This window comes from Actinosynnema sp. NPDC059335, assembly GCF_042752395.1.
Lineage (GTDB): Bacteria > Actinomycetota > Actinomycetes > Mycobacteriales > Pseudonocardiaceae > Actinosynnema.
On the sequence record NZ_JBHYXZ010000107.1, the window covers coordinates 1 to 16,068 of the forward strand.

General features: G+C 72.1%; 15 protein-coding genes. 10 read left to right on the plus strand and 5 right to left on the minus strand.

The window, feature by feature from the left end:
* Nucleotides 1–367: 367 nt before the first annotated feature.
* The 3 genes from sepH to ACFXGA_RS27930 all read right to left on the minus strand — a co-directional run bounded on the left by sepH (nt 368) and on the right by ACFXGA_RS27930 (nt 3,865).
* The gene (gene sepH / locus ACFXGA_RS27920; protein ID WP_378092817.1) at nt 368–1,261 is read right to left on the minus strand and encodes a septation protein SepH; all 894 of its coding nucleotides are present in this window, start codon (nt 1,259–1,261) and stop codon (nt 368–370) included.
* 232 nt (nt 1,262–1,493) lie between these two features.
* Nucleotides 1,494–2,627 carry a phosphoserine transaminase gene (gene serC / locus ACFXGA_RS27925; RefSeq protein WP_378092819.1) on the minus strand — a complete coding sequence of 378 codons (1,134 nt, stop codon included), beginning with the start codon at nt 2,625–2,627 and terminating at the stop codon, nt 1,494–1,496.
* Between the two features lie 125 nt (nt 2,628–2,752).
* The gene (locus ACFXGA_RS27930; protein ID WP_378092821.1) at nt 2,753–3,865 is read right to left on the minus strand and encodes a citrate synthase 2; all 1,113 of its coding nucleotides are present in this window, start codon (nt 3,863–3,865) and stop codon (nt 2,753–2,755) included.
* Nucleotides 3,866–4,049: 184 nt separating this feature from the next.
* On the opposite strand from ACFXGA_RS27930, the gene ACFXGA_RS27935 reads away from it, so the two are divergent.
* The 5 genes from ACFXGA_RS27935 to ureG are packed head-to-tail and all read left to right on the plus strand — an operon-like array spanning nt 4,050 to nt 7,721.
* Nucleotides 4,050–4,352, plus strand: coding sequence for an urease subunit gamma (locus ACFXGA_RS27935; RefSeq protein ID WP_378092823.1), 303 nt, complete (start codon nt 4,050–4,052; stop codon nt 4,350–4,352).
* Nucleotides 4,353–4,362: 10 nt separating this feature from the next.
* Entirely contained in the window at nt 4,363–4,674 is a 312-nt protein-coding gene (locus tag ACFXGA_RS27940) for an urease subunit beta (RefSeq protein ID WP_378092825.1), read from the plus strand.
* Nucleotides 4,671–6,386: an urease subunit alpha gene (locus tag ACFXGA_RS27945; RefSeq protein ID WP_378092827.1), complete on the plus strand. Its 1,716-nt coding sequence runs from the start codon at nt 4,671–4,673 to the stop codon at nt 6,384–6,386. The genes ACFXGA_RS27940 and ACFXGA_RS27945 overlap by 4 nt, the downstream gene beginning before the upstream one ends.
* Nucleotides 6,386–7,036 carry an urease accessory protein UreF gene (locus ACFXGA_RS27950; RefSeq protein ID WP_378092829.1) on the plus strand — a complete coding sequence of 217 codons (651 nt, stop codon included), beginning with the start codon at nt 6,386–6,388 and terminating at the stop codon, nt 7,034–7,036. Before ACFXGA_RS27945 ends, ACFXGA_RS27950 begins: the two co-directional genes overlap by 1 nt.
* A 4-nt stretch (nt 7,037–7,040) precedes the next feature.
* Nucleotides 7,041–7,721, plus strand: a complete 681-nt coding sequence (ureG, locus tag ACFXGA_RS27955) for an urease accessory protein UreG (RefSeq protein ID WP_378092876.1) — start codon at nt 7,041–7,043, stop codon at nt 7,719–7,721.
* On the opposite strand, the gene ACFXGA_RS27960 is transcribed toward ureG, so the two are convergent.
* A complete protein-coding gene (locus ACFXGA_RS27960) occupies nt 7,691–8,203 on the minus strand; it encodes a DUF4232 domain-containing protein (RefSeq protein ID WP_378092831.1) in 513 nt (170 codons plus the stop codon). The genes ureG and ACFXGA_RS27960 overlap by 31 nt on opposite strands.
* A gap of 77 nt (nt 8,204–8,280) precedes the next feature.
* On the opposite strand from ACFXGA_RS27960, the gene ACFXGA_RS27965 reads away from it, so the two are divergent.
* From ACFXGA_RS27965 to ACFXGA_RS27975, 3 genes are all read left to right on the plus strand, one after another.
* Nucleotides 8,281–9,018, plus strand: coding sequence for an urease accessory protein UreD (locus ACFXGA_RS27965; protein ID WP_378092833.1), 738 nt, complete (start codon nt 8,281–8,283; stop codon nt 9,016–9,018).
* Between the two features lie 170 nt (nt 9,019–9,188).
* Nucleotides 9,189–9,845: a pyridoxamine 5'-phosphate oxidase gene (pdxH, locus tag ACFXGA_RS27970; RefSeq protein WP_378092835.1), complete on the plus strand. Its 657-nt coding sequence runs from the start codon at nt 9,189–9,191 to the stop codon at nt 9,843–9,845.
* A 343-nt stretch (nt 9,846–10,188) separates the two neighbouring features.
* Entirely contained in the window at nt 10,189–12,387 is a 2,199-nt protein-coding gene (locus ACFXGA_RS27975) for an ATP-binding protein (protein ID WP_378092837.1), read from the plus strand.
* Here ACFXGA_RS27975 and ACFXGA_RS27980 read toward each other — a convergent pair.
* On the minus strand, nt 12,353–13,192 hold the full coding sequence (locus tag ACFXGA_RS27980) for a radical SAM/SPASM domain-containing protein (RefSeq protein WP_378092839.1): 840 nt from the start codon (nt 13,190–13,192) through the stop codon (nt 12,353–12,355). The genes ACFXGA_RS27975 and ACFXGA_RS27980 overlap by 35 nt on opposite strands.
* A 125-nt stretch (nt 13,193–13,317) precedes the next feature.
* Between ACFXGA_RS27980 and ACFXGA_RS27985 the strand changes: the two genes are divergently transcribed.
* Entirely contained in the window at nt 13,318–14,583 is a 1,266-nt protein-coding gene (locus ACFXGA_RS27985) for an MFS transporter (RefSeq protein ID WP_378092841.1), read from the plus strand.
* An 82-nt stretch (nt 14,584–14,665) separates the two neighbouring features.
* Entirely contained in the window at nt 14,666–16,048 is a 1,383-nt protein-coding gene (locus ACFXGA_RS27990) for an APC family permease (protein WP_378092843.1), read from the plus strand.
* Nucleotides 16,049–16,068: the final 20 nt, after the last annotated feature.

Below are 16,068 nucleotides of genomic sequence, written 5' to 3' on the forward strand. Positions count from 1 at the left end.
GGGGCGCCCCCCCCGCGGGGGGGGCGGGGGGGCCCGCGCGCCCCGCCAGGCCTGCCGGCTTCGTCCAGCCTAAGGCACCCGAACCCATGTCAAATCGCGCCTCGGTGGGGTGGCTGCGGGTCCGTTGGGGGTGGGGCCGGTCCGTTGGGGGTGGCTGCGGGTCCGTTGGGGGTGGGGCGGGTTCGTTGGGGTGGGGTGGGTGTGGTGGTTGAGCTGGGGTTCTCGGTTTTGGTGGGGTCGGTCTTGGGGGGTTCGTGACGACCCGTAAGATCATCAACACGCTCGGGGGTGTGAGCGGTTCCAGGGGGTGGATGCGAGAAGGACCCCGCCGGGGTGGCGAGGTCCTTCGTCGGTTGTTTCCTTCGGGTCAGCCTCGGGTGGAGCGGACGCCCAGGAGGACGTCTTCCCACGACGGGACGATCGGGTGGTTCTTCTTGCCCCTCTTCGGTGGCGGGTCCTTGCGGGCCGGTTGTTGCTTCGCCGCCGGTTGTGGTGGGGGTGGTGCGGGTTGGTCCTCGGCTGCCGGAGCGGGTTCCGGGGTCGGTTGTGGGTCCTGGACCGGTGGCGGGGGAGGTGGTGGGGTCGGGTCCTGGGCGAGGATTTCCGGCTCCGGTTGTTTCTCCAGCTCCAGTGCCTGGCGGGCCAGTTGGGTGACCGGGCGGACCGTGCGCAGGGTCCGGTTGGGGTTCGGGTCCATCAGTTCCATGGCCCCGTCGTCCAGCGCGGTCACCGTGCCGCCCTGCGCGCCCGGGTGGAAGGCCCAGTGGGCCAGGTTGTCCGAGCGGCCGGCGGTCCAGTGCAGTTGGACGACCCAGCGGCCGTCCTCGCCGCGCCACGAGTCCCAGCTCACGTCGGCGTAGTCCTGGCCGCGCAGGCCGAACGAGTGGGCGACGACCTCGCCGAGCGTCTGCACGTCCGGGCCGTCCTCGCGCACCGGGTGGGCGCGCTGGGCCAGCTCGGCCGTGCGGGAGCGCTCCAGCAGGACCGGGTAGGCGTAGCGCTCGACCTTGTGCGTCGGGATGCCCGCCGCGGCCGCGACCTGGGCGACCGACTCGCCGGCGCGGATGCGCGCCTGGATCTCGCGCGGCCGCATCTGGCTCTCGACCTCGATCTCGATCTGGCCGAGCCGGGTCAGGTCGCCGCGCGCCGCGGCGCGCAGGCGTTCGTCGGCGGGGAGCAGGAAGCGCTCGCCGCGATCCGGGTCCTCGAGGATGACGGACTTGCCGTCGTCTTCGAGCCCGATGACTCGCAACGCTCGCATCATGGCCTCCCGGATGGCTCACCTCGCCGAGTGCTGACGTTAATGCGGCGCGCCGCCTTGACGTCGGAGACTCGCCGTGTTCGCCGATATCTTCGTGTGATCTTGCCGTATGTCGGCCGTGTCCGCACGTCCGTTACGGAAGGTTCACCTCGTTGACCGGCCCCGTGCGGGTTCCCGAAGCGGGCAGGGGCCGGCCCGGTGCCCGGGTCGGCCCCTGTCGGTGCGGCTCGGGTCAGAGCTGGGAGACGACCCAGTCCACGGCCTTGGTCAGGGTGCTGACGTCGGCCGGCTCGACGGCCGGGAACATGGCCACGCGGAGCTGGTTGCGGCCGAGCTTGCGGTACGGCTCGACGTCCACGATGCCGTTCGCGCGGAGCACCTTGGCCACGACCGAGGCGTCCACCGAGTCGTCGAAGTCGACCGTGCCGACGACCTGCGAGCGGTGCGCCGGGTCGGCCACGTACGGCGTGGTGTAGGAGGTCGCCTCGGCCCACGAGTACAGGCGCGACGACGAGTCGGCGGTGCGCTCGACGGCCCACTGGAGGCCGCCGTTGCCCAGGATCCACTCGATCTGGTTGTTCAGCAGGAACAGGGTGGCCAGGGCGGGCGTGTTGTAGGTCTGGTCCTTGGTGGAGTTGTCCAGCGCCGTGGTCAGCGACAGGAACTCCGGCACCCAGCGGCCCGACTTGCCGATCTCGGCGACGCGCTCCAGGGCGGCCGGCGACATGAGGGCGATCCACAGGCCGCCGTCGGAGGCGAAGCACTTCTGCGGCGCGAAGTAGTAGACGTCGAAGTCCGCCGGGTCGACGGGCAGGCCGCCGGCGCCCGAGGTGGCGTCGATGGCGATCAGGGCGCCGTCGCTGTTCGCGGGGCGGGAGACGGGCACCGCGACGCCGGTCGACGTCTCGTTGTGCGCCCAGCCGACGAGGTCCGCGCCCTCGGCGTAGGTGATCTCGGGCGCGCTGCCCGGGTCGGCCTTGACCACGATCGAGTCGCCCAGGAACGGCGCGTCGGAGGTGACCTTGGCGAACTTGGACGAGAACTCGCCGTAGGTGAAGTGCTGGGCGCGCTCGCGCACCAGGCCGAACGCGGCGGCGTCCCAGAACGCCGTGGTGCCGCCGTTGCCGAGGACGACCTCGTAGCCCTCGGGCAGCGAGAACAGCTCCCGCAGACCGGCGCGCACGGAGCCGACCAGGGACTTCACCGGCTTCTGCCGGTGGGACGTGCCCATCAGCGCGGCGCCCTCGGCCGCGAGGGCCGCCAGGGCCTCGGGACGGACCTTGGAGGGCCCGCACCCGAACCGGCCGTCGGACGGCCGCAGGTCGGAGGGCAGGACCAACGTGGTCGGGTCGGCGGTCTGGGTCATCGCGAAGCCTCCGGTTACGGGGAGGGGGTCGGCACGACCGGCGCCGTTGCCGGGGTACTCAGTGTTGCAGCCACGTGGCCGGGCGGTGACAACCGGGTGTCCCCGGTCACGTGGAATGACCGGGGTCAGGCGATCTCGGACCAGCCCTCGACCTCGGACGGCTTGCGCGGACCCGGGCCGACGTACTTGGCGGACGGGCGGACCAGGCGGCCGGTGCGCTTCTGCTCCAGGATGTGCGCGGACCACCCGGCGGTGCGGGCGCAGGTGAACATCGCGGGCATCATGTGCGGCGGGACCTGGGCGAAGTCCAGGATGACCGCGGCCCAGAACTCGACGTTGGTCTCGATGGCCCGGTCCGGGCGGCGCTCGCGCAGCTCGGCCAGCGCGGCCTGCTCCAGGGCGCTCGCGGCCTCGTAACGGGACGCGCCCAGCTCCAGGCACGTGCGGCGCAGCACGCGGGCGCGGGGGTCCTCCGCCCGGTACACGCGGTGGCCGAAGCCCATGAGCCGCTCGCCCCGGTCGAGGACGCCCTTGACGAACCCCTCCGCGTCGCCGGTGCGCTCGACCTCCTCGATCATCGGCAGCACGCGGGCGGGCGCGCCGCCGTGCAGGGGGCCAGACATGGCGCCGATCGCGCCGGACAGGGACGCCGCGACGTCCGCGCCGGTGGACGCGATCACGCGCGCGGTGAAGGTGGAGGCGTTGAGGCCGTGCTCGGCGGCCGACACCCAGTAGGCGTCCAGCGCCTTGACGTGCGCCGGGTCGGGCTCGCCGCGCCAGCGGGTGAGGAAGCGCTCGGTGATGGTGGTGCACTCGTCGATGCGGTGCTGCGGCACGGCGGGCCGGCCGATGCCGCGCGCGGACTGCGCCGCGTACGACAGGGCCATGACGGAGGCGCGGGCGAGCTGCTCGCGGGCCTGCTCGTCGGTGATGTCGAGCAGCGGCTGGTAGCCCCAGATCGGCGCGACCATGGCCAGCGCCGCCTGCACGTCCACGCGCACGTCGCCGGTGTGCACCGGGATGGGGAACGGCTCGGCGGGCGGCAGACCGGGACCGAAGCGGCCGTCGACGAGCAGGGCCCAGACGTTGCCGAACGTGACGTGGCCCGCCAGGTCCTCGATGTCCACGCCCCGGTAGCGCAGGGCGCCACCGTCGCGATCCGGTTCGGCGATCTCGGTGCGGAAGGCGACGACGCCCTCCAGGCCCGGCCGGAAACCGTCGTCCTCGGTCTGCACCACGCTGTGCGCTCCTTCTCCTCGGGGGTGGGAGTTGCAAGCACCTTGCTCCCGTTCCGACCTGCCGGCAATCGCGGCCGCGCGTGTCGTCGGTCACGATCAAGGAACCGATTCAGAACGGTCCCGTGATCGTTAAGCCCTTGTTTCCGTTCCGCGTTCGCGCGGTTTCCCGTGGTAGACCACGGCCATGCACCTGACACCGCACGAGCGGGACAAGCTGCTGGTCCACGTGGCGGCCGACGTGGCGCGCCGGCGGCTCGACCGCGGCGTGGTCCTGAACTACCCGGAGGCGGTCGCCCTCATCACCGACCACGTGCTCGAAGGCGCGCGGGACGGCCGGACGGTCAGCGAGCTGATGGAGAGCGGCCGGCACGTGCTGGGGCGCGACCAGGTGCTCGACGGCGTGCCGGAGATGATCGAGTCCGTGCAGGTCGAGGCGACCTTCCCGGACGGCACCAAGCTCGTGACCGTGCATCACCCCATCGTGTGAGGAGCACGCCGTGGTCCCTGGCGAGATCGTCACCGGCGACGAGCCGGTCGAGCTGAACCCCGGACGGCCGCGCACCACGCTCGTCGTGGTCAACGCGGCGGACCGCCCGGTGCAGGTCGGGTCGCACTACCACTTCGCCGCGGCGAACCCCGGGCTCGAGTTCGACCGGGAGGCCGCGTGGGGCAAGCGGCTCGACATCCCGGCGGGCACCGCGGTGCGGTTCGAGCCGGGGGTGGAGCGGGAGGTCGTGCTGGTGCCGATCGCGGGCGCGCGGCGCGTGCCGGGGCTGCGGCCGGAGTGGGCCGGGGAGCTGGACCGGTGACCGGGATCGACCGCCGCCGGTACGCGGAGCTGCTCGGGCCGACGGTCGGCGACCGGATCCGGCTCGCCGACACCGACCTGCTGGTCGAGGTGACCGAGGACCGGTCGCTGGGGCCGCGGGGCTCGGGCGACGAGGTGATCTTCGGCGGCGGCAAGGTGATCCGCGAGTCGATGGGCCAGGGCGTGGCCACCCGCGCGGAGGGCGCGCCGGACCTCGTCATCACGGGCGCGGTCGTGCTGGACCACTGGGGCGTGGTGAAGGCCGACGTGGGCGTGCGGGACGGCCGGATCGTCGGCATCGGCAAGGCGGGCAACCCCGACACCATGGACGGCGTGGACCCGGCGCTGGTCATCGGGCCGTCGACCGAGGTGCTGTCGGGCAACGGGAAGATCCTCACCGCGGGCGGCATCGACTGCCACGTCCACTTCATCACGCCGGGGATCGTGGACGTCGCGATCGCGTCCGGGCTGACGACGCTGATCGGCGGCGGCACCGGCCCGGCCGAGGGCACGAAGGCCACCACGGTCACGCCCGGCGCGTGGAACCTGGGCCGGATGCTCGCCTCGCTGGACCACCTGCCGGTGAACGTGCTGCTGCTCGGCAAGGGCAACACCACGCGGGAGGACGCGCTGCGCGAGCAGTTGGCCGGCGGCGCGGGCGGGTTCAAGCTGCACGAGGACTGGGGGACCACGCCCGCGGCGATCGACGCGTGCCTGCGCGTGGCCGACGAGTCCGGGGTGCAGGTCGCGATCCACACGGACACGTTGAACGAGGCCGGGTTCGTGGAGTCGACCCTGGCCGCCATCGCCGGCCGCTCGATCAACGCCTACCACTCGGAGGGCGCGGGCGGCGGGCACGCGCCGGACATCATCCGGGTGGTGTCGGAGCCGAACGTGCTGCCGTCCTCGACCAACCCGACCCGGCCGCACACCGTGAACACGCTCGAAGAGCACCTGGACATGCTGATGGTGTGCCACCACCTCAACCCGTCCGTGCCCGAGGACCTGGCGTTCGCGGAGAGCCGCATCCGGCCCACCACGATCGCGGCCGAGGACGTGCTGCACGACCTGGGCGCGATCTCCATGATCAGCTCCGACTCGCAGGCCATGGGCCGGGTCGGCGAGGTGATCATCCGGACCTGGCAGACCGCGCACGTGATGCAGCGGCGGTTCGGCGAGCTCGGCGGCGGCGGCGCGGCCGGCAACCTGCGCGCCCGCCGGTACGTGGCCAAGTACACGATCAACCCGGCCATCGCGCACGGCATCGACCACGAGGTCGGCTCGGTGGAGGTCGGCAAGCTGGCCGACCTGGTGCTGTGGGAGCCGAAGTTCTTCGGCGTGCGGCCGTCGGTGGTGCTCAAGGGCGGGTTCATCGCGCACGCGGCGATGGGCGACGCGAACGCGTCCATCCCGACCCCGCAGCCGGTCTTCGCCCGGCCCATGTTCGGCGCGCTCTCGGCGGCGCGGAGCAGCGTGCACTTCGTGTCGCAGCAGGCGGTCGACGCGGACCTGGCCGACGTGCTGCGGCTGGCCCGGCCGCTCGTGCCGGTGCGGGACACGCGGGGCGTCACCAAGGCCGACATGGTGCTCAACGACGCCATGCCGGCGGTGGAGGTGGACCCGGACAGCTTCGCCGTGCGCATCGACGGCGAGCTGGTCGAGCCCGCGCCGGTGGCGGAGCTGCCCATGGCCCAGCGCTACTTCCTGTTCTGATGAACCTGGCGGCGCTGATGCTCGCGGACTCCCGGTTCCCGGGCGGCGGTCACGTGCACTCCGGCGGGCTGGAGGAGGCCGTCGCGCGGCGGCTCGTCACCGACGAGGCGTCGTTGCGGTCGTTCCTGGTGGGCCGGCTGCGCACGGCGGGCGCGCTGGGCGCGGTGTTCGCCGCCGCCGCCACCCGCGGCCGGTACGCGGAGCTGGACGCCGAGCTGGACGCCCGCACGCCGTCGCCGGCGCAGCGCAACGCCTCCCGCGTGCAGGGGCGCGGCATCGCGCGGGCCGCGCTGCGGGCGTGGCCGTCGGCGGCGTTGACCGAGCTGCTGCGCGTCACGCCCCGGCCCCACCACCCGGTCATCGTGGGCGTGCTGGTGGGCGAGCCGTTCGAGGCCGCGCAGACCGTGGCCTACCACGCCGTGACGGGCCCGGCGACGGGCGCGATCCGGCTGCTGGGGCTGGACCCGTTCGGGGTGAACGCGGTGCTCGCCCGGCTCGCGCCCGAGCTGGACGCCGTCGCCGCGACGGCCGCCGCGCACGCCGACACCCCGCCCGAAGACCTGCCCGCGCCGAGCGCGCCCGGCCTGGACCTGCTGGCCGAGGCGCACGACCGCCATCACACGGAAGAGGTGCGTCTCTTTGTCAGCTGACCACGTGCACCCGGTGAACTTCGACCCCACCGACGCGGGCCACGACCCGCACCACCCCCACGACCACGCGCACCGCGCGGTGCGCATCGGCATCGGCGGCCCGGTCGGCAGCGGCAAGACCGCGCTGACCGCCGCGCTGTGCCGGGCGCTGGGCGGCAGCGTGAACCTCGCCGTCGTGACCAACGACATCTACACCACCGAGGACGCCGACTTCCTGCGCGCCGCCGGGGTGCTGGACGTCGAGCGGATCGAGGCCGTGCAGACCGGCGCGTGCCCGCACACCGCGATCCGCGACGACATCACCGCGAACCTCGACGCGGTGGAGTTGCTGGAGCACCGGGTCCACGGCCTGGAGCTGGTGATCATCGAGAGCGGCGGCGACAACCTCACCGCGGTGTTCAGCCGCGGCCTGGTGGACCGGCAGATCTTCGTGGTGGACGTGGCGGGCGGCGACAAGGTGCCGCGCAAGGGCGGTCCCGGCGTGACCACGGCCGACCTGCTCGTGATCAACAAGACCGACCTCGCGCCGATGGTGGGCGCCGACCTCGGTGTCATGACGGCCGACGCCCACCGGATGCGCGGGGGGCTACCGGTGATCACACAGTCCCTTGTGGACACACCGGACGCCCCCGCGGTGGCCGACTGGGTGCGCGCTCAGCTCCGGACGCTCGCGACGGTCAGTTGAGCACCGAACGCGCTCACGTCGCCCGCGCAGCCGTACTGGTCCGACATGGCCAGGTACAGCGGCGTGGTCTCGTCCGGCGGGTACACGCGGACACCCCACACGGGCGTCTTCCGGCACACGTCCGGGTCGAAGTTGTCGACCCGGGCGAAGCCCACGTCCGAGACGGCCGCCGCGCCGTGCGGCAGGGTCAGCAGCGGTCCGCGCTCGCCGACGCGCACGGCCGCCGCGCCGACCCGCCCACCATTGGAGTCCACATAGGACACGCCCGGGAAGCCGCGCAGGACGCACGCGCCCAGGCCCCGGTTGGTGAACACGACTTCCCGGTGCACCGTGCCCGCCGCGCCCTCCACGCGGCCGAACGCGACGTCCAGGTCCACCGACCGGCACGTGGCGGCTTGCGCGCCCGCCTCCTGCGCGACGGCGACTCCCCCGGTGCCGACCATCGCCGCGACGACCGCGGCGGTGGCGAGAACTCTCCTCATCACGATCTCCCCCGAGATTCGCGGGTGGCGGTTCCACCCGATGAGAGGACGTGCCGGGGGTCACAGGGGTTGCCCCGGTGAGGGCGCGGGCTCGCCTGGTCGTGGAACGCGACCCGAAAGGGCGAACGGTGGTGCGCGAGCTGGCGTCCATGGCCCCGCTGCGGCTGGTGCCGCGCGGAGGGCCCGCCGCGCCGGCGGTCGTGCACCTGGTCAGCGCGGTCACGGCCCCGCTGGGCGGCGACGACCTGGAGCTGCGGGTGACGGTCGGGCCGGGGGCGTCGCTGGAGCTGCGCGGGGTGGCGGCCACGCTCGTGCTGCCCGGCCGGCACCCCGGCGGCAGCCGCGCGGTGGTGGACGTGGAGGTGGCCGACGGCGGGTCGCTGGTGTACTCGCCGGAACCGACCGTCGTGACGGCGCGTGCGTGCCACGAGGCGGTGTTCCGCGCACGGATGGGCGACAGCGCCCGGTTGCGCGCACGCGACGTCGTCGTGCTGGGTCGGTCGAACGAGCGGGGCGGTTCGCTCACCACGACGCTCGACGTCCGGCGGAACGGCCCGCTGGTGAAACAGACTTCCCGGCTGGGAACGCCCGAAGTGGACACGAGCCCGGCGGGGCTGGCGGGTCGGCGCGTGTTCGGCACGGAGTTGCTGTGCTGGGGCGAGGACCTGCCGGGAGCGGTCTCGGAGCCGTGGTGGTCGCTGGTGCCGCTGGCGCGCGGCGGCAGCCTGTCCACCGCGATCGCCGACGACGCGGTGACCGTGGAGCGCGCGCTCGACGAGGCACGCGCGCGGCATCCCGGCACCGGCGCGTTCTGATTCGATCACGTTCTCGATTCCGAGGTCGGGGTCACACCGAAAGTCACGGATCGGGTGGCGGTCATCACCGTGCGGGCGGTTTCGCCCCGGCCGTGAAAGCCGTACGGTCGCGGGATCACCAGGTGCCACAAGCTCTTGGCCAGGTCGAAAGCAAGCTCCGGGAGGTCGGGATGTCGGAGACCGCGAACATCGCGTTGCCGTCGATGCGCGTGTCCTACGAACAAGGCTCGCTCACAGAGAGTGACCTCGCGGGCAGTTGGCACGAGCAGCTCCAGCTGTGGCTGGACCACGCGGCGGGCGCGGGCCTGCCGGAGCCGAACGCCATGGTCCTGGCGACCTCCGACCCGCAGGGCCGCCCGTCGTCCCGGACGGTGCTGGCGAAGGGCCTGGACGAGCGGGGGCTGGTGTTCTTCACCAACTACACCTCGGCCAAGAGCCACGACCTGATGGCGACCCGGTACGCCTCGGCCACGTTCCCGTGGTTCGCCATCCAGCGGCAGGCCCACGTGCGCGGCACGGTCGAGAAGGTCGGCCCCGCCGAGACCGCGCGCTACTGGGAGGGCCGCCCGCGCGGCTCCCAGCTCGGCGCGTGGGCGTCGCCGCAGTCCCGCGTGGTCGGCGGGCGATCCACTTTGGAGAGCGCGCTGAACAAGGTCGAGCGCCAGTTCGCCGACGCCGACCGGGTACCGGTGCCGCCCCACTGGGGCGGCTGGCGCATCCGCCCGGAGGAGGTCGAGTTCTGGCAGGGCCGCCGCGACCGCATGCACGACCGCCTGCGCTTCCGCCTGGGCCGCGACGGCTGGGAGATCCAGCGCATCGCGCCGTAGCCCCGTTCCCGTCCGACGAGCCCCGCGGCCCCGCGCCGCGGGGCTCGTCCGTTCCCGGATGTCGCGCGCCGATCCCGTAGCGGTTCGAGCGCTGTAGGTAGCCGACGCCCGATACCCTGGGTGTTCAGGTGCCGGCCGGTGTTGCTGGAGGGGACATGAGCACCCACGAGCCGGGCCGGGCGGACAACCGGTCCGAGGTTCCGGGTCGGCGGGCAACGTGTTCCAGGCCCGGGACGTGAGTGGTGGGGTGCACTTCCACCGGTCCGCGGACGAAGGAAGTCGAGTACCGCAGCAGCTGCCGGGCGACGTCCGGGGATTCGTCAACCGGTCGAGCGAATTGGGGATGCTCGGCGACCTGTTGGCCCTGCGGGATGACGACCGCGACGCCGTGGCGGCGGTCGTGGTGGCGGGCACGGCGGGCGTCGGCAAGACGTCACTGGCCGTGCGGTGGGCGCACCGTGCGCGGCGGAGGTTCCCCGACGGCCAGTTGTACGTCAACCTGCGGGGGTACGACCCCGGTGAGCCGGTGACCCCGGACCAGGCACTGGACCGGTTCCTCCGGGCGCTCGATGTCCGTCACGACGCGATTCCGACTGACCTGGAGGCGAAGGCGGCGCTGTACCGGTCGCTGCTGGCGGGCAGGCGCATGTTGATCGTGCTGGACAACGCGGCCACCGTGTCCCAGGTCCGCCCGCTGCTCCCGGGCACGGCGGAGTGCCTGGTCGTGGTGACCAGCCGGAGCAGGCTCTCCGGTCTGATGTCCCGTGACGGCGCTCGCAGGCTGTCGCTGGAACTGCTCCCGGAGGCCGAGTCGGTGGAGTTGATCCGCTCGGTCACGGCCGATTACCGCACGGGTGACGATCCGGGGGAGATCGCCGAGCTGGCCAGGTTGTGCGCCCGCCTCCCGCTCGCGCTGAGGATCGCCGCCGAGCGGGCGGCCAGCCGGCCGCACATGCCGTTGAGCAGCCTGATCCAGGACCTCCGGGACGAATCCGGGTTGTGGGACGCCCTGTCCACCGGGGATGACGACGAGGCCGGTGCGGTTCGCACCGTCTTCGCCTGGTCGTACCGGGCGCTGCCCGAGGCCGCCGCTCGCCTGTTCCGCCTCCTCGGCCTGCATCCCGGCCCTGATTTCGGCGTGCCCGCGGTAGCGGCCCTTGCCGGCGTGTCGGCCGCCGACGCACGCCACCAGCTCGACGCCCTCGTCGGCGCGCACCTGCTGGAGCAGACCGCACCCGACCGGTACCAGTTCCACGACCTGTTGCGGGCGTATGCGATCGACCAGGTCAACACCGCCGAGTCGCTGGAGGTCCGCCAAGCCTGCTTGAAACGGCTGATCCTCTGGTACCTGCACACCGCGGACGCCGCCAACGCCGTCATGCAGACGCACACCCAGCGGCCGTCGCTCGACCCGCTGGAAGCGGAGGTCGAAGTCCTCGCGTTCACCGGTCACGGTGCGGCGGTCAGGTGGTACGAGGCCGAATACGACAACCTGCTGGCAGCGACCAACGCGGCGGTGCGCGCAGGAATGGATGACCTGGCCTGGCGGCTGCCGGTCGTCGCCAAGTCGTATGGCGCGGCGAACAGCTCGATGCGGGAGAACGAGCGAGGCATGGAGGTGGCGCTTGCCGCCGCTCGCCGCGTCGGGGACGGATCAGGACAGGCGATGATCCTCTCCACGCTCGGCGGTATCGCCGCCCGACAGCAGCGGACGGTCGAAGCGATCGAGCACCACAACGCCGCGCTGGAGATCCGGCGCAGGTCCGGCGACCGGGAAGGGGAAGCCATCTCGCTCGCCAACCTCGGCATCGTGCACCTCTTCCGGCGAGACTTCGACGTCGCCGCCGAGTACTTCGAGCGAGTCGGCACGATCCACCGGGAGGCAGGTGAACGACGACGCGCGGCGATCCCGCTCTACAACCTGGCCGACGCCCGCATCGGCCAGGGGCGCTTCCAGGAGGCCGTCAGCGCGGCCCGTGAGGCGGTCGCCATCGGCCGCGCGATCGGTGATCGCTACGGGGAGTCGATCGCGATGGCGGTGCTCGCCAGAGCGGAGTCGGCTTCGGGGCGGTTCGACCGGGCGCTCGGCTCGATGCACGCGGCGTTGGCGATCGTGCGGGAACTCAAGAACGTCCTGCTGGAGGGGTACGACCTGGTGGAACTCGGCCGGATGCAACTGGCTGTCGGTGACACGGCAGGCGCTCTGGAGTCCTACCAGCGCGCTGCGGCGATCCACCGGTCGCTGGGGGACCGGAGCCGCGAGGCACAGGCGCTCGACGGTGCCGGTGAGGTCTACCAGGTGCTGGGCCGCCACGAGGAGGCCGTCGACTTCCACCGGCGGGCGGTGGCGGATCTCCGCCCGCTCGGTGACGCGTGGCAACTGGGCTTGGCGTTGCGCCACCTCGGCGACGCGTTGCGCAGGACCGGGGCGATCGCCGAGGCGCACGAGGCATGGGAGGAGGCACTGTCCCTTTTGTCCGGTTTCTCGGACTGGCTCGCGTCGACGGTCAGGCGGGAGGTCGAGTCGGCGCTCGGTCGCTGATCACGTGGCCGAGGACGCGGTCGGGCGAGGCGACGTCACCGGACGGCTGGCACGGCGCGTTACGCCTGCTCCAGCCGCTCTCGGCGGCGATCGACCGCGCCGCCGCGTGCATGTCCCGGAGCGAACCGTCACGGATGTCGCCGACCGACGCGGACCTCGCCAGCGCGCACGGCCGGACCTCGCCGTCCGGGCCGATCGCAAGCCGGTCGTGCCCGCAACGGCCGCACAGTTCGGCGGCTACCGGTCGGTCCCCGGCGCCGGCGCGACCGATCCGGCGTACCCGGTCGACGTTGATGTCGGAAACTCCGAGCCGACCCAGTTCGGCACGGGCCTGCCGGGTCCGTTGCCGGCCGTGCACCTCGATGATCGCCACTCTGATCGGTATCCCGCGGCCGACGGCGTGGGCGATGTTGGCCCGCGTCCGTGCGTGGCTGTGCCGGCGTGAAGTGATCGCCTCGTGTTCGTCGGCCCGGTCCGAGTAGTACGACGTGGCGAGCGTGATGCCGCTGTGCTCGAACAAGCGCCACAGGGCACTGCTGACGTGGACGAGGTTGCTGTAGACCTCGACGGCCAACCCCCGGGAGAGGGCGTGGCGGACGAGTAGGGGGAACGCGGGGTGCGTGGTGGGCTCGCCGCCGATGAACTGCACCGCCTCGACGCCCTGTTCGGCTGCCTGGTCGATCACCCGGGACCACTCGACGGTGGTCATGGTGCCGTGCGTGCCGAGCGGGGAGGAGTTCGCGTAGCAGTGCGTGCAGCGGAGTTGGCAACGACCGGTCAGCTCGAGCGACAGCCAGCGCAACACGGGCCACCTCCCACTGAGAACTCCAGCGTCGGCTACCTCCCGGCACGCTGAGAAGCCCCAGAACGAGTGACGACCGTGTCCCACGTCTCGGTAAAGAACCTGTTAGTTGCCGTACGCTAACGACCGTGCGGAAGGTGCTGGGGAAGATCGCCATCGACACGCGGCCGCTCAAGGTCGTCGCGTACCGGCGCTTGTGGCTCTCGACCATCGTCACGGCCATCGGTAGCCAGTTGACCGCGGTCGCCGTGCCGAAGCAGGTGTACGACCTCACCGGGTCGTCGGGCTGGGTCGGCGTGTCGGCGGGCGTGGCGCTGGTGCCGTTGCTCGTCTTCGGCCTCTACGGCGGCGCGATCGCGGACGTCGTGGACCGGCGCAAGCTGCTCGTGGTCACCAACACCGGCATCGCGGTGACGTCCGTGCTGCTGTGGGGGCAGGCCGCGCTGCACGTCGACTCGGTGTGGCTGGTGATCGCCCTGCTCGGCCTGCAACAGGTCTTCTTCGCCGCCAACGCGCCCGCCCGCACCGCGTCCATCGCCCGGCTCGTGCCCGCCGACCAGATCCCGGCCGCCACGGCGCTCGGCTCCACGGTGATGATGTTCGGCGGCGTGTTCGGCCCCATGCTCGCGGGCGCGTTGATGCCCGTGGTGGGCCTGTCGACGTTGTACCTGGTGGACGCCGTCGCGCTGACGCTGACGATCTGGGCGGTGTGGAAGCTGCCGCCGCTGCCGCCGTTGAGCGGCACGTCGCGGCGGGCCGGGTTGCGGGACGTGGTCGACGGGTTCCGGTACCTCGCGGTGCAGAAGATCCTCCTGGCGAGCTTCCTGCTGGACATCATCGCGATGGTCTTCGGCATGCCCCGGGCGTTGTTCCCGGAGATGGCCGAGAAGACGTTCGGCGACCCGGCGGGCGGCGGGTTGGCGCTCGGCCTGCTGTTCGCGGCGATCCCGCTCGGCGCGATGCTGTGCGGCCTCACGTCGGGCTGGACGTCGCGCGTGACGCGGCACGGCGTGGGCGTCGTGGTCGCGGTCGTGGCGTGGGGCGTGGCGATGATCGGGTTCGGCCTGGCGCACGCGCTGTGGCTCGCCGTGGTGTTCCTGGCGATCGGCGGCGCGGCCGACATGATCAGCATGGTGTTCCGCAGCGCGATCCTCCAGTCCGCCGCGACCGACGACATGCGCGGCCGGATGCAGGGCGTGTTCATCGTGGTGGTGGCGGGCGGGCCGAGGTTGGCCGACCTGCTGCACGGCACCGGGGGCGCGGCCCTCGGCGCCGGCGCCGCGACCGCGCTGGGCGGCGTGCTGGTCGTGGTCGGCACGGCGCTGGCGGTGGTGGCCATCCCGGCGATCAGGCACTACCGCTTCAAGCCGGACACCGCCGAACTGCCCGGCTGACCGCCGGCCGAACCTCAAGGCTTGCCCAAGCCGTGCCGATCCGACTACCCGCGGCAACTGTGATCCGGCACACTCACTCGGCATGACGGAACCGACGAGCGCACCGGCGCAGCCGGAACTGAAGCGGGCCATCGGCCCGAAGCTGCTGCTGTTCTTCGTGGTCGGCGACATCCTCGGCACGGGCATCTACGCGCTCACGGGCAACGTCGCCGGCAAGATCGGCGGGGCGCTGTGGGTGCCCTTCCTGATCGCGTTCGTGGTGGCGTTCCTGACCGCGTTCAGCTACCTCGAACTGGTCGGCAAGTACCCCAAAGCGGCCGGCGCGGCGCTGTACACCAACCGCGCTTTCAAGATCCAGTTCCTCACGTTCATGGTGGCGTTCGCGGTGATGAGCTCGGGCATCACGTCGGCGTCCTCGGCCGCGCTCGCCTTCGGCCGCACGTACCTCCAGTCCGTCATCAAGGAATTCTTCTCCGACACGTTCACCGTGTCCGCGACCCTGGTCGCCATCCTGTTCATCGTCGGCCTGGCGGTGATCAACTTCCGGGGCGTCTCGGAGTCGGTCAAGGCGAACGTCGTGCTGACGTGCATCGAGCTGTCCGGCCTGCTGATCATCATCGCGATCGGCGTCTACGCGGTCCTCGCGGGCGACGGCGACGCGAGCAGGCTGACCCAGGTCGACCCGGCGCCGGACCAGAGCGCGCTCGTCGCGATCACGTCGGCGACGGCGTTGGCGTTCTTCGCGATGGTCGGGTTCGAGGACTCGGTGAACATGGCCGAGGAGACCCGCGACCCGGTCCGCGTCTTCCCGCGCGCGATGCTGTGGGGCATGGTGATCGCGGCGACCATCTACGTGCTGGTCGCGATCACGTCGTCGCTGCTCATCCCGGCCGACGAGCTGTCGAAGGCCGGCTCCTCGGCGCTGCTGAAGGTCGTGCAGGTCGGCGCGCCCGGCTTCCCGCTGTGGGTGTTCTCGCTGATCGGCCTGTTCGCGGTCATCAACTCGGCGTTGATCAACATGCTGATGGCGAGCCGGCTGGTCTACGGCATGGCGAACGAGCGGATCATCCCGAAGGTGTTCGGCACCGTGCACCCGTTCCGCCGCACGCCGTGGATCTCGATCGTCTTCACGTCCGGCGTCGCGATCATCCTGGTCTCCACCACCGACATCGCGAAGCTCGGCGGCACGACGGCGCTGCTCCTGCTCGTCGTCTTCACCATCGTCAACATCGCCGTCCTGGTGCTGCGCAAGGACAAGGCGGAGCACGAGCACTTCCGCGCGCCGACCTGGGTGCCGGTGCTGGGCGCGATCACGTGCGCCTACCTGGCCAGCCCGCTGTCGGGCCGGGCGGCGGCGGACTACGAGATCGCGCTGTACCTGCTCGCGGCCGGCGTGGTGCTCTGGGTCGTCAACCGGTTCGTGCACGGCAAGGTCGAGTTCGACCCGGCCGGGCTGTCCAAGTGACGCGGGCCCGGGGCCGCCGC

Bases quoted from the DNA above. Each gene is read 5' to 3' on its own strand.
- ACFXGA_RS27975 (WP_378092837.1), top strand. From the start codon at position 10,189: ATGCTCGGCGACCTGTTGGCCCTGCGGGATGACGACCGCGACGCCGTG.
- ACFXGA_RS27960 (WP_378092831.1), bottom strand. From the start codon at position 8,203: ATGAGGAGAGTTCTCGCCACCGCCGCGGTCGTCGCGGCGATGGTCGGC.
- sepH (WP_378092817.1), bottom strand. From the start codon at position 1,261: ATGCGAGCGTTGCGAGTCATCGGGCTCGAAGACGACGGCAAGTCCGTC.
- ACFXGA_RS27950 (WP_378092829.1), top strand. From the start codon at position 6,386: ATGAACCTGGCGGCGCTGATGCTCGCGGACTCCCGGTTCCCGGGCGGC.
- ACFXGA_RS27990 (WP_378092843.1), top strand. From the start codon at position 14,666: ATGACGGAACCGACGAGCGCACCGGCGCAGCCGGAACTGAAGCGGGCC.
- serC (WP_378092819.1), bottom strand. From the start codon at position 2,627: ATGACCCAGACCGCCGACCCGACCACGTTGGTCCTGCCCTCCGACCTG.
- ACFXGA_RS27935 (WP_378092823.1), top strand. From the start codon at position 4,050: ATGCACCTGACACCGCACGAGCGGGACAAGCTGCTGGTCCACGTGGCG.
- pdxH (WP_378092835.1), top strand. From the start codon at position 9,189: ATGTCGGAGACCGCGAACATCGCGTTGCCGTCGATGCGCGTGTCCTAC.